This window comes from Mordavella massiliensis (genome assembly GCF_016902415.1).
In the GTDB taxonomy this organism is placed as follows: Bacteria; Bacillota; Clostridia; order Lachnospirales; family Lachnospiraceae; genus Merdimonas; species Merdimonas faecigallinarum.
The window spans coordinates 1-12,657 of sequence record NZ_JACJLV010000011.1; the positions used below are offsets into that span (position 1 = coordinate 1).

Annotated in this window: 10 protein-coding genes, 1 tRNA gene and 1 pseudogene; 9 read left to right on the forward strand and 3 right to left on the reverse strand. The window is 51.1% G+C overall.

The genetic code is table 11. The annotated features are described in order from the left end of the window. A pseudogene (locus tag H6A13_RS04765) lies at positions 1 to 387 on the forward strand (hypothetical protein); the annotation flags it as partial. Between the two features lie 128 nt (positions 388 to 515). On the opposite strand, the gene H6A13_RS04770 reads toward H6A13_RS04765, so the two are convergent. From H6A13_RS04770 to H6A13_RS04780, 3 genes are all read right to left on the reverse strand, one after another. Continuing rightward, positions 516 to 588: transfer RNA gene (locus H6A13_RS04770), tRNA-Thr, on the reverse strand. 117 nt (positions 589 to 705) lie between these two features. Continuing rightward, positions 706 to 1,503, reverse strand: coding sequence for an ABC transporter permease (locus tag H6A13_RS04775; protein ID WP_204908476.1), 798 nt, complete (start codon positions 1,501 to 1,503; stop codon positions 706 to 708). Next, complete coding sequence (locus H6A13_RS04780) at positions 1,496 to 2,263, reverse strand: ABC transporter ATP-binding protein (RefSeq protein WP_204908477.1); 768 nt, start codon at positions 2,261 to 2,263, stop codon at positions 1,496 to 1,498. Before H6A13_RS04780 ends, H6A13_RS04775 begins: the two co-directional genes overlap by 8 nt. A 146-nt stretch (positions 2,264 to 2,409) precedes the next feature. Between H6A13_RS04780 and H6A13_RS04785 the strand changes: the two genes are divergently transcribed. From H6A13_RS04785 to H6A13_RS04820, 8 genes are all read left to right on the forward strand, one after another. Then, positions 2,410 to 3,033 (forward strand): epoxyqueuosine reductase QueH, encoded by a 624-nt coding sequence (locus H6A13_RS04785; RefSeq protein ID WP_338043010.1) that lies wholly within the window; start codon positions 2,410 to 2,412, stop codon positions 3,031 to 3,033. A gap of 4 nt (positions 3,034 to 3,037) precedes the next feature. Then, positions 3,038 to 4,417, forward strand: coding sequence for an argininosuccinate lyase (argH, locus tag H6A13_RS04790; protein ID WP_204908479.1), 1,380 nt, complete (start codon positions 3,038 to 3,040; stop codon positions 4,415 to 4,417). Positions 4,418 to 4,436: 19 nt separating this feature from the next. Next, entirely contained in the window at positions 4,437 to 5,522 is a 1,086-nt protein-coding gene (asd, locus tag H6A13_RS04795) for an aspartate-semialdehyde dehydrogenase (RefSeq protein WP_204908480.1), read from the forward strand. A gap of 16 nt (positions 5,523 to 5,538) precedes the next feature. Beyond that, the gene (ppk1, locus tag H6A13_RS04800; protein WP_204908481.1) at positions 5,539 to 7,656 is read left to right on the forward strand and encodes a polyphosphate kinase 1; all 2,118 of its coding nucleotides are present in this window, start codon (positions 5,539 to 5,541) and stop codon (positions 7,654 to 7,656) included. A 19-nt stretch (positions 7,657 to 7,675) separates the two neighbouring features. Next, entirely contained in the window at positions 7,676 to 9,703 is a 2,028-nt protein-coding gene (locus H6A13_RS04805) for a DNA topoisomerase (protein ID WP_204908482.1), read from the forward strand. Between the two features lie 3 nt (positions 9,704 to 9,706). Continuing rightward, on the forward strand, positions 9,707 to 10,372 hold the full coding sequence (locus H6A13_RS04810; RefSeq protein ID WP_204908483.1) for an acyltransferase: 666 nt from the start codon (positions 9,707 to 9,709) through the stop codon (positions 10,370 to 10,372). Between the two features lie 18 nt (positions 10,373 to 10,390). Further along, a complete protein-coding gene (locus H6A13_RS04815; RefSeq protein WP_204908484.1) occupies positions 10,391 to 10,873 on the forward strand; it encodes a methylglyoxal synthase in 483 nt (160 codons plus the stop codon). A gap of 200 nt (positions 10,874 to 11,073) precedes the next feature. Beyond that, on the forward strand, positions 11,074 to 12,603 hold the full coding sequence (locus H6A13_RS04820) for a sodium:solute symporter family transporter (protein ID WP_204908485.1): 1,530 nt from the start codon (positions 11,074 to 11,076) through the stop codon (positions 12,601 to 12,603). The last annotated feature ends 54 nt before the right edge of the window (positions 12,604 to 12,657 follow it).

Consider the following 12,657-nt stretch of genomic DNA (forward strand, 5'->3'; position numbering starts at 1 on the left):
GAAGATTTACAACAGGTACTGGGCATGTTAAAATATAGGGGCAGAAGGAAGGAGCTGCAGGGATATATACAAAAGAACGAAAAGTATTTCAGCAGTGTAGATGCGGAGACTTATCAGGCGCTGTGCAGCTTTTTGAATATGGAAAATGGGATAAAAGAGGTGGAAGCGATGCAGAAGGAGGAGCGTGTGAATATGTGTCAGGCATTGGAAGAATGGTATCAGGATGCGTTAAAAGAAGGTAGAGAAGCCGGACTGGCAGAAGGCAGAGAATCTGGAGTAGCCTTGGCAAAGAAGGTTTTCCGTTTGTCAGCAGAAGGCTGTACGGAGGCGGAGATTGCAGCGGAGACTGGAATATCGCCAGATGAGGTGCAGAAAATTTTGAAGTAGATTATAGATGAACAAAGATTAGAAAGGGGCTGTCGGGAAATAGATAGTCCAAAACAGGGGCAGTTGTGACTCAAGCGAGTCACAACTGCCCTTGAAAAAAATCGGTATTGACCGATGTCCCTTTTTTAAGCTGGAAATCGGACTTGAACCGACGACCCCTTCATTACGAGTGAAGTGCTCTACCGACTGAGCTATTCCAGCGAAAGATAAAGCGGTCTGTTTATCAACCGCAAATAATATTATAGCGGATTTCTGGATTATTGCAAGAACTTTTTTGAATTATAGAGAATTTGCCGGCTGATATTTGCCGGAGCGGTTTTAATACCGCTTCCGGCACCAGCGTTCCAGCAGGCTGATCAGGGCGTACAGCGCCATGGCCATGATGCACAGGAGCACAATGGACATCAGGAGCCAATCCATTTTAAAGACCTGGCTGGAATAGATGATCAGATATCCCAGTCCGTTTCTGGCAGCCAGAAATTCGCCGATGATCACGCCCACCAGGCAGAGGCCGATGTTGACCTTCATGTTGCTGAGAATGGCAGGTACGCTGCTGGGAAGCACAACCTTTGCAAGCGCATGGAAGCGGCTGCCGCCCAGGGTGTAGATCAGCTTGATCTTTCCCGGGTCCACGGTGGTAAAGCTGGTATAAAGATTCAGGATGCTCCCGAAGATGGCTACCGACATGCCGGCCACGATGATGGTAGTCTTTGTTGCACCGAGCCATACGATCAGTAAAGGCGCCAGAGCGGATTTGGGCAGGCTGTTTAAGACCACCAGGTAAGGATCCAGGATCTCGGAAAGCTTTCTGCTGAACCACAGAGCCGTGGCGGACAGGATCCCGGTTACGGTTACAAGAAAAAAGCTCATCAGCGTCTCAAATAAGGTTACGCCGGTATGGAGAAAGATCGTGCCGTCCCGGGTCATTTCCAGAAAGCACAGGGCGATCCTGGAAGGACTGCTGAAGATAAATGAATCAATGATCCCCGCTGTTGCGGTAAACTCCCAGAGGAGAAGAAAGCCAAGGAGGATCAGGACTCTGGAAATGCAGACAATGCGCCGGTGCTTCCGGTGGAGCCGCAGATAGTTCTGCTGACTTGCGGAGAGTTCATGCATGGGAATTCAGCTCCTTCCAGATCAGTTGAAAATACGTCTTAAACTCCGGGGCGTTTCTGCGGTGTAAAGGGGTGTCGTCTTTGAGGTCAAAGACCAGGGGGATGGTCTGCAGGATGGAGGCGGGACGGCCGGAGAGGATGATCACCCGGTCCGCCAGGGAAATTGCTTCGGAAAGATCGTGGGTAACGAGGACCGCAGATTTTTCTTCCCGCCGCAGGATCTGGCCGATATCATCTCCTACATGAAGCCTGGTCTGGTAATCCAGGGCGGAAAACGGCTCATCCAGAAGCAGAAGATCCGGTTCCAGGACCAGGGTGCGTATCAGAGCCGCCCGCTGGCGCATGCCGCCGGAGAGTTCGGAAGGTCTGGCGTTCTTGAACTGCCCGAGGCCGTAGAAGTCCAGAAGGTCGATGGCGCGCTGTCTGGTTTTTGCCGTCATCATGTGCTGGATCTCCAGTCCCAGTACGACGTTGTGATAAATGGTGCGCCATTCAAACAGCTCGTCGTGCTGCAGCATGTAGCCGACATTGGTGGTGCTTTCCGTCACCTCTTTTCCATTGATGCGGATCCGGCCTTTTTCCGGCGTAAGCAGGCCGGCGATCAAGGACAGCAGTGTGGTCTTGCCGCAGCCGGACGGTCCCACCACGGCGATAAATTCTCCTTTTTCTACAGCAAAAGAAATGTCAGACAGGGCAGGTGTTTCCCCGTCCAGTGTATGGTAAGAATAGCAGACATGTTTCAACTCTAATACCTGGTCCATAGAAACCTCCGTAAAAAGACTATATCTTATTTTATGCAGATATGGCATGTTTCGTGCCGGAACCGGCATTTTCCCGGCGGATTGCACTTGTCAGAATCTGCGGAAACGGGTATAATTCAAGAGTAACGCTAGAAACCTTAAGGAGAATGAGTTGGATGAATTATCAAAAAGAGCTGGATAAGCTTCTGGCGCGTCTGTCGGAAGAGGAAAAGACGCCCGGTCTTCTGCTTCACAGCTGCTGCGCGCCCTGCAGCAGTTACGTGCTGGAATATCTCAGCCAGTATTTTTGTATCACGGTTTTTTATTACAATCCCAATATTTTTCCTGAAAGTGAATATACCAAGAGGATACTGGAACAGCAGACGCTGATCAGCCGGATGCGGGTCAAACATCCGGTGTCGTTTATCGCGGGGCCTTATGATAAGGACCGGTTCTATCAGATGGCTGCGGGACTGGAAGATGCAAAAGAGGGCGGAGCGCGCTGTATGAAATGTTATGAGCTGCGGCTTCGGGAGGCTGCGGAAGTGGCAAAAGCCGGCGGCTTTGATTATTTCACCACCACGCTGACCATCAGTCCCTTAAAGAATGCGGCCTGGTTAAATGAGATCGGCTTAAGGCTTGCGAAGGAGTACGGCGTCAGCTATCTGGTATCGGATTTTAAGAAAAAGAACGGCTACAAACGCTCGATCGAGCTGTCAAAGGAATACGGGCTGTACCGGCAGGACTATTGTGGCTGTGAATTTTCCATGCGGGAACGAGAAAGGAAGTAGAGAGATGGCACAATTATGGGGCGGCCGTTTTACCAAAGAAACGGATCAGTTAGTATATGATTTTAACGCGTCGATCCGGTTTGACCGGAGACTGTACGCAGAGGATATCCGCGGGAGCATTGCCCATGTGATGATGCTGGCCAGGCAGAACATTCTGACCGAGGCGGAGAAAGAGGATATCATAGAAGGTCTGGAAGGGATCTTAAGCGATGTGGAAAACGGGAAACTTTCCATTTCCGAGAAATACGAAGATATCCACAGTTTTGTAGAGGCGACGCTGATCGAACGGATCGGAGAGCCGGGAAAGAAGCTGCATACCGGAAGAAGCCGCAACGACCAGGTGGCTCTGGATATGAAGATGTATGTAAGAAGCGAGGTCCGCAAGCTGGACGACCTTCTGCGGGATCTTCTGCAGGTGCTTCTGTCCACAATGGAGGAGAACCTGGAGACTTACATGCCGGGATTTACCCATCTGCAGAAGGCGCAGCCTGTCACACTGGCCCACCATCTGGGCGCGTATTTTGAAATGTTCAAGCGGGATCATGAGAGACTCAGGGATCTTGAGAAGCGGATGAATACCTGCCCGCTGGGATCCGGGGCTCTGGCCGGGACCACTTATCCCCTGGATCGGCAGTACACGGCGTCTTTGCTTGGCTTTGACGGGCCGACTTTGAACAGTATGGACGGTGTTTCTGACAGGGACTACATTGTGGAACTGTTGTCGGATCTGTCCCTGATCATGATGCATCTGAGCCGGTTCTCAGAAGAGGTGATCATCTGGAATTCCAATGAATATCAGTTTGTGGAGATTGATGATGCATACAGCACCGGCAGCAGTATCATGCCGCAGAAAAAGAATCCGGATATCGCGGAACTGGTCAGAGGTAAGACGGGACGGGTCTACGGGGCGCTGAATGCGCTTCTGGTATCTATGAAAGGCATTCCGCTGGCATATAATAAAGATATGCAGGAAGACAAGGAGTGGGCGTTTGACGCCATTGACACGGCCAGACACTGCCTGACGCTGTTTACCGGCATGCTGGAAACCATGCAGTATCACAAGGACCGGATGGAAGAGAGCGCCAGACATGGATTTACCAATGCCACGGATGTGGCGGACTATCTGGTAAACCACGGCGTCGCTTTCAGGGACGCCCACGGGATCGTAGGACGGCTGGTTCTTCTGTGTATTGAGAAGAACATCGCCCTGGATGATCTTCCGCTGGAAGAGTACCGGAAGATCTCCGATGTATTTGAAGAAGACATTTATGAGGCGATCAGCCTGAAGACCTGTGTGAACCGGAGAGTGACCACAGGAGCTCCGGGAAAAGAAGCGATGGAACAGGTTCTGGAGATCTACCGGACCTATCTGGAAGAGAATTAAGAAGAAGGAGTGAGTGCAAATGGATCAGAAATTAAGAGTCGGAATTTTAGGAGCAACAGGTATGGTAGGACAGAGATTTATTTCTCTTCTGGAGAACCATCCCTGGTTTGAGGTGGTAACAGTGGCTGCGAGCCCCCGTTCCGCAGGAAAGACGTATGAGGAGGCTGTAGGCGGACGGTGGAAAATGACCACTCCGATGCCGGAGGCAGTAAAGAACCTGATCGTTCATAATGTAAATGAAGTGGAAGAAGTGGCAAAGACAGTAGACTTTGTATTCAGTGCGGTTGATATGAGCAAGGATGAGATCCGGGCCATTGAAGAGGCTTATGCAAAGACAGAGACTCCGGTGATGTCCAACAACAGCGCGCACCGCTGGACGCCGGACGTGCCGATGGTGATCCCGGAGATCAATATCGATCATTTTGACGTGATTGCCGACCAGAAGAAGAGACTGGGAACGACCAGAGGATTTATCGCTGTAAAGCCGAACTGCTCAATCCAGAGCTATGCGCCCTGTCTGGCAGCATGGAAGGAATTCGAACCCACAGAAGTGGTTGCAACTACATATCAGGCGATCTCCGGAGCAGGCAAGACTTTTAAGGACTGGCCGGAGATGGTGGAAAATATCATCCCCTATATCGGCGGAGAAGAGGAAAAGAGCGAACAGGAGCCGCTGCGGGTGCTGGGCCATATTGAGAACGGCCAGATCGTAAAGGCACAGGGACCGAAGATCACCTGCCAGTGCGTGCGCGTTCCGGTGCTGAACGGCCATACGGCGGCAGTGTTTATCCGTTTTGCGAAAAAGCCGTCAAAAGAAGAACTGATCGAGAAACTTACCAGCTACCGGGGATTCCCGCAGGAGGCAAAGCTTCCAAGCGCGCCGGAGCAGTTCATCCGCTACATGGAAGAGGATGACCGTCCGCAGGTAAATCTGGACGTGGATTACGAACACGGCATGGGAGTTTCCATCGGACGTCTCCGGGAAGACAGCATTTACGATTATAAATTTATCGGCCTTTCCCACAATACGATCCGCGGCGCGGCCGGCGGAGCAGTCCTGTGCGCGGAGGCCCTGACAGCCAAAGGTTATATTCAGGCAAAATAGCCATAAAGGAGTTCACATGGGAACAGAACAAATGAATTATACACAGAACAGGGAGCTTTCCTGGCTGAAGTTTAATCAGCGGGTCCTGGAGGAAGCCAGGGATGAAACAGTACCGCTGCTGGAACGCATGAAGTTTGTGGCCATCTTTACCAGCAATCTGGATGAATTTTTCATGATCCGGGTGGGCAGTCTTTTTGACATGGCGCACACAGATGCGGATACCAGAGACAGCAGATCCGGGATGACGCCCCGGGAGCAGCTGGAGCAGATCTTTGAAGCAGCGGCGCCTCTTTATAAAGAAAGAGACAAGACCTACGCGGAGATCAAGAAGCAGTTAAGCCCATACGGCATCTGCGGGCTGGATTATAAGGAATTAGAGCAGCAGGAGAAGAAATATGTAAAAAAATATTTCAAAGAACAGATCCTGCCGGTGCTGTCTCCGCAGATCGTGGACGCGAACCATCCGTTCCCCCATCTGTTGAATAAAGAGATTTATGTAACTGCAAATCTTACCCAGAAAAACAAGGGTTCCAAGGAGGTCCACACCCTGGGCCTTGTCCCGGTTCCCCAGTTTATCTCGGATATTTTGTACCTTCCGGGACATGACATCCGTTATATCCGGATGGAAAAGGTGATCATGGAGTATCTGAACCTGGTCTTTGACCAGTATGAGGTGTCCGAGGCGAACTATATCTGCGTGACCAGAAATGCGGACATTGCGCCGGACGACGAGTCCCTGGAGGTGACGGAGGATTTCCGCTACCTGATGAAGGAGACGCTCCACAAACGGCGCCGGATGGCGGTGGTAAGGCTGGAGACTGCAGAAAAGCTGAAACCGGAGATGGAAAAGTATTTCTGTGAGAAATTTAAGATTTCTCCGAAACAGATCTTCCGTACCAGGATGCCCATGAAGCTCTCCTATATCTTTTCGATCGCGGGAGACCTGCCGGATTCCATGAAGCGGTCTTTGGTTTACCCGCCCTTTGTGCCCCAGGATTCCTGCCATGTGCAGGACGGCAGCATGATGAAGCAGATCCGTAAGAAGGATATCCTTCTGTTTTATCCATATGAGAGTATGAATCCGTTCCTGCGGCTGATCAAGGAGGCGGCTTACGATCCCAATGTACTGACTATCAAGATCACCATTTACCGTCTGGCCAGGAAGGCAAGACTGGTGGAATACCTCTGCGCCGCGGCGGAAAATGGCAAGGAGGTTACGGTTCTTATTGAACTGCGGGCCCGGTTTGATGAACAGAATAACATCGAGTGGTCGGAGCGGATGGAGGAAGCCGGTATCCGGGTGATCTATGGAATGGAGGGCTACAAGGTCCATTCCAAGATCTGTCTGATCACCAGCCGGAACCGGAACGATATCCAGTATATCACGCAGATCGGAACCGGGAATTATAATGAAAAGACAGCGGCCATGTACACAGATCTTTCGCTGATGACGGCGGATCCACAGATTGGCCGGGACGCGGCGGAATTCTTTAAAAACATGTCGATCGGCAATCTGAACGGAGTTTATCAGAACCTGATCGTGTCGCCTACGTCACTGAAGCCCAATATCCTTCGTCTGATTGATGAGGAGATTGCCAAAGGCGAGAACGGGCGGATCGTGATGAAGATGAATTCTCTGACGGATGTGGATTTCATCGAGAAGATCTCAAAGGCTTCCTGTGCAGGCGTCAAGATCGATCTGATCGTCCGGGGCATCTGCTGCATCCTTCCGGGCATTCCGGGCTATACCGAGAATATCCGGGTAATGAGCATTGTAGGAAGATATCTGGAGCATCCCAGGATCTTCTGCTTCGGGACAGGGGCAGAACAGAAGATCTACATCGGTTCCGCTGATATGATGACGCGGAATACAGAGAAGCGGGTGGAGGTGGCCTGTCCGATCCTGGACAAAGACATCCGAAACCAGATCAATCACTACATGAAAGTCATGCTCAGTGATAATGTAAAAGCCAGGGTGCTGCAAAGCGACGGCACCTACAGAAAGAAAAAGGCGTCCCAGCCCTTCATAGATTCCCAGGCAGTATTTATGGAGGAAGCGCTGCACGCAAAGAAGGAAGCTCCGGAGAAGAGGGAGAACTTCCTGCAGAAACTGGCAGGCCTTTTTCGCGGATAAAGGAGTATACAGATAATCTATGGGGAAATCAGTCTACATTGCCGAAAAGCCCAGTGTGGCGCAGGAATTTGCAAAGGCATTGAAGCTAAAAACCAAAAGACAGGACGGATACCTGGAAGGAGACGACGCCATTGTGACCTGGTGCGTCGGACACCTGGTGACCATGAGTTATCCGGAAGCCTATGATCCCGGTTTGAAAAGGTGGAGTCTTACGACTCTGCCTTTTATACCGGATACCTTCCGGTATGAGGTGATCCCTGCAACGGCGAAGCAGTTCCGGATCGTTGCCGGGATCCTGAACCGGCCGGATGTGGACACCATCTATGTCTGTACTGACTCCGGGCGGGAGGGAGAGTATATCTACCGTCTGGTAGAGCAGGAGGCCGGCGTCCGGGGCAAGACCAGAAAGAGAGTCTGGATCGACTCCCAGACAGAGGAAGAGATCCTGCGGGGCATCCGGGAAGCAAAAGACCTGAAAGAATACGACAATTTGTCTGCGTCCGCCTATCTCAGGGCCAAGGAAGACTATCTCATGGGCATTAATTTTTCCAGACTTCTGACCCTCAAGTACGGCAACAGTATCGCGAATTACCTGAACACCAGGTATTCGGTGGTTTCTGTGGGCAGGGTTATGACCTGTGTGCTTGGCATGGTGGTGAGAAGGGAACGCCAGATCCGGGAATTTGTCCAGACGCCCTTCTACCGGGTGACCGGGCAGTTTGGAGAGGCCGGCCATACCTTTGAGGGAGAGTGGCGCGCAGTCAAAGGCTCCCGCTGGTTTGAATCCTTTGATCTTTATAAGGAAAATGGATTCAAGGAAGAGGAAAAGGCCAGGGAACTGATCCGGTATCTGACGGAGGAACCTCCGGTTACAGGAACAGTCACTGCGACAGAAAAAAAGAAAGAAAAGAAATATGCGCCGCTTCTTTTTAACCTGGCGGAGCTGCAGAATGAATGCTCCAGGAGATTTAAGATCAGCCCGGATGAGACGTTAAGGATCGTACAGGAGCTTTATGAGAAGAAGCTGGTCACCTATCCCAGAACAGATGCCAGGGTTTTATCCTCTGCAGTGGCCAAAGAGATCCACAAAAACCTGAACGGCCTGATGAAGTATGAGCCTGCGGGTCCGTTTCTTCAGGATATCCTGGCTCTTGGCTCTTATAAAGGGCTTGCAAAGACCCGGTACGTAGACGATAAACAGATCACGGACCATTACGCCATCATTCCCACCGGGCAGGGCATCAGCGCATTAAAAGCGGTTCCCCGTCTGTCCGCGCAGGTCTATGATGTGATCGTGCGGAGATTTTTGAGCGTCTTTTATCCGCCCGCCGTGTACCAGAAGGTATCTCTGACCGTACAGGTCCGGGGAGAATCCTTTTTCGCAAGCTTTAGAGTCCTTCTGGAGGAAGGGTATCTCAAAGCCGCAGGAAAACCGGAAGAAGAAAAAAGTGTTGACGATGCATTTTGGACCGCGATACAATCAATAAGGAAGGGAAGCACCCTTCCGGTCCAGGCCCTGGAGATCAAAGAGGGAAAAACCTCTCCGCCAAAGCGTTATAATTCAGGATCCCTGATCCTTGCCATGGAAAATGCCGGGCAGCTGATCGAGGACGAGGAACTTCGTTCCCAGATCAAAGGAAGCGGGATCGGCACCAGCGCTACCAGAGGAGAGATCTTGAAAAAGCTGTTTCATAATCAGTATCTGGCCTTGAACAAAAAGACGCAGATCGTAACACCTACCCTTCAGGGAGAGATGATCTATGACGTGGTGGATCATTCCATCCGTTCGCTTTTGAATCCGGAGCTGACAGCAAGCTGGGAAAAAGGTCTGACCTATGTGGCGGACGGGGAGATCACCCAGGAAGAATACATGCAGAAGCTGGACCAGTTTATCATCAGCCGCACAGAGGGCGTGAAGAACCTTCACAACGAAGGGCAGCTTCGGACCTGCTATGACAAAGCGGCGGCCTATTATAAGAAACCATCTGCAGCGGGGCGGAGCGCTTCGCGCGGCAGAGGGGGAAAAAAGAAAAGGAGTGAGCAGTAGACTATGAAGGAATTAACAGTAGACGCGTTATACACCCTGGAAGAGACAATTGCAAAAGACATTTTTGCAGGGGTGGAGTATCCGTGGGAGGTACTCCCGAAGATCCATGATTTTATCCTGGAACTTGGCAGCACCCTTCCGGAAGAAGAATACGAGAAGGTTGGAGAAGATGTGTGGATCGCAAGATCAGCCAATGTATTTCCATCCGCCTATATCCACGGGCCGGCGATCATCGGGAAGAACGCGGAGGTACGCCACTGTGCTTTTATCCGTGGAAACGCGATCGTAGGCGAAGGGGCGGTAGTCGGTAATTCCACAGAGTTGAAAAATGTGATCCTTTTTAATAAAGTACAGGTTCCACATTACAATTATGTGGGTGATTCCATTCTCGGTTATAAGGCGCATATGGGCGCAGGCTCCATTACCTCTAATGTGAAATCCGACAAAAAGCTGGTAGTGCTTAAGACCCCGGAAGGACCGATTGAGACAGGCATGAAGAAATTCGGCGCCATGTTAGGCGACGAGGTGGAGGTAGGCTGCGGCACTGTCCTGAATCCGGGAAGTGTTGTGGGAAAGAAATCCAATATTTATCCGCTTTCCAGTGTGCGCGGATTTGTGCCTGCGGAAAGCATTTACAAGAAACAGGGAGAGATTGTAGAGAAGCAGTAGCAGAAAGGACGGACGGCCATGAGTGAAATGGAATATGTAACCTTTGAGATGGAAAAAGCAAAACATATCGCGCTGGTAGCCCACGACGGAAAGAAAAAAGAGATGGTGGAATGGTGCGACAGGAACAAAGAGATCCTGAAAGGCCACTTTTTATGCGGCACCGGTACGACGGCCCGCCTGATCTCGGAGAAGACGGGACTGCCGGTGAAGGGCTATAACAGCGGTCCCTTAGGCGGCGACCAGCAGATCGGCGCCAAGATCGTGGAGGGGCAGATTGATTTTATGGTGTTTCTCTGGGATCCGCTGGAAGCACAGCCCCATGACCCGGATGTGAAGGCCCTGCTGCGGATCGCTGTGGTCTATGATATCCCGGTGGCAAATAACCTGGCTACGGCAGATTTCCTGCTCCACTCAGAATATATGGGAAAACCCTATGCCAGAAAGGTGCAGAATTTTAATCTGACGGTACAGCAGAGAGTGGAGAAAATGAAAGAAGAGTAAAAAAAAGAGAGGGCGTGCCAGGTCACGCGCTCTCTTTTTTAGAAACATTTCTGAACAATATGGAAAATAAATATAGAAAAGAAAGTTGACACAGAAACGGTTCTGTGTTATATTTTTGACCAGAAACTTTCACACTTTAAAGCGCAACGGTTTAAAGTGCGAAAAAAACACACAACAACAAAGAAAGAAGAGGAATCGTTATGACAGTTAAAATTGTATTGCTGGTAATCTTTTTTGCAGTGATGGCAGCCGTGGGGATCTATTCCAGAAGGCATGCCATGAGCGTAGACGGATTCGTGCTGGGCGGCCGTTCGGTGGGGCCCTGGCTGACTGCTTTTGCTTATGGGACCTCTTATTTTTCTGCAGTTGTGTTTGTAGGGTATGCCGGACAGTTTGGATGGAAATACGGCCTTTCCAGTACCTGGATCGGGATCGGGAACGCGGTGATCGGAAGTCTTCTTGCATGGGTTGTGTTAGGACGGCGCACCAAGGTGATGACGCAGCATCTGAATTCCCGGACCATGCCCGACTTTTTTGGAGAGCGCTATGGGAGCAAAGCATTAAAGACCGCGGCTTCTGCCATTGTATTTATCTTCCTGGTGCCGTATACCGCTTCCATCTACAATGGATTATCCCGGCTTTTTGAGATGGCTTTTCATGTTCCCTATGCCTGGTGCGTGGTGGGGATGGCCGTTTTTACCGGGATCTATGTGATCCTGGGAGGCTACATGGCAACGGCCATCAATGATTTTATCCAGGGCATTATTATGCTGGCCGGCATTGTGATCGTGATCGGCGCGGTCCTTTCCGGACAGGGGGGATTTCTGGAGGCAGTGCAGAAGATGGCGCAGATCCCCAGCGATGTGCCGGTGACACTGGGACAGCCCGGAGCCTTTACCTCCTTTTTCGGGCCGGATCCGGTGAACCTGCTGGGAGTCGTGATCCTGACGTCTCTTGGAACCTGGGGACTGCCGCAGATGATCGGCAAATTTTATGCGATCAAGGATGAAAAATCCATCAATACCGGAACAGTGATCTCTACCATATTTGCAGTGGTGGTGTCCGGCGGATGCTATTTTCTGGGCGGTTTTGCAAGACTCTTTGACGATCCGGCCATTTACGATGGCTCCGGAAATGTGATCTATGACAGTATCATTCCTCATATGTTATCGGCTCTGCCGGATCTTCTGATCGGGATCGTAGTGGTGCTGGTGCTGTCCGCATCCATGTCCACGCTGGCGTCTCTGGTGCTGACTTCCAGTTCCACACTGACGCTGGACTTTTTAAAAGAGAACCTGTGCAGGCGGATGGAGGACAGAAAGCTGATCCGGGTCATGCAGGTCCTGATCGTGTTCTTTATCGCAGTTTCCGTACTTCTGGCGCTGAATCCTCCTGCATTTATCGCCCAGCTGATGGGGATATCCTGGGGAGCGCTGGCTGGATCCTTCCTGGCGCCTTTCCTCTACGGGCTGTACTGGAAGCGGACGACAAAAGCGGCTGTGTGGGCCAGCTTTGCGACCGGCGTGGGGATCACCACCGTCAACCTCTTTGTGCCGTTTATTGAGTCTCCGATCAACGCAGGAGCGGCGGCCATGCTGGCAGGTCTTCTGGTGGTGCCGGTGGTGAGCCTGGTGACGAAAAAGCCGGATCCGAAGATCACGGATGGTATCTTTGCATGCTATGAAGAAAAGGTAACGATCACGAAAAAACGGTCGTTGGAACAGAATTAATATAGATCAAGGAAAGTGATTAAAAACACCACTTTCCTTTTTCTTTTATCTGTG

What these genes read in the sequence shown, in the direction of transcription:
- H6A13_RS04775 (WP_204908476.1), bottom strand. Translation starts at nt 1,503, where the DNA reads ATGCATGAACTCTCCGCAAGTCAGCAGAACTATCTGCGGCTCCACCGG.
- H6A13_RS04780 (WP_204908477.1), bottom strand. Translation starts at nt 2,263, where the DNA reads ATGGACCAGGTATTAGAGTTGAAACATGTCTGCTATTCTTACCATACA.
- H6A13_RS04785 (WP_338043010.1), top strand. Translation starts at nt 2,410, where the DNA reads ATGAGTTGGATGAATTATCAAAAAGAGCTGGATAAGCTTCTGGCGCGT.
- argH (WP_204908479.1), top strand. Translation starts at nt 3,038, where the DNA reads ATGGCACAATTATGGGGCGGCCGTTTTACCAAAGAAACGGATCAGTTA.
- asd (WP_204908480.1), top strand. Translation starts at nt 4,437, where the DNA reads ATGGATCAGAAATTAAGAGTCGGAATTTTAGGAGCAACAGGTATGGTA.
- ppk1 (WP_204908481.1), top strand. Translation starts at nt 5,539, where the DNA reads ATGGGAACAGAACAAATGAATTATACACAGAACAGGGAGCTTTCCTGG.
- H6A13_RS04805 (WP_204908482.1), top strand. Translation starts at nt 7,676, where the DNA reads ATGGGGAAATCAGTCTACATTGCCGAAAAGCCCAGTGTGGCGCAGGAA.
- H6A13_RS04810 (WP_204908483.1), top strand. Translation starts at nt 9,707, where the DNA reads ATGAAGGAATTAACAGTAGACGCGTTATACACCCTGGAAGAGACAATT.
- H6A13_RS04815 (WP_204908484.1), top strand. Translation starts at nt 10,391, where the DNA reads ATGAGTGAAATGGAATATGTAACCTTTGAGATGGAAAAAGCAAAACAT.
- H6A13_RS04820 (WP_204908485.1), top strand. Translation starts at nt 11,074, where the DNA reads ATGACAGTTAAAATTGTATTGCTGGTAATCTTTTTTGCAGTGATGGCA.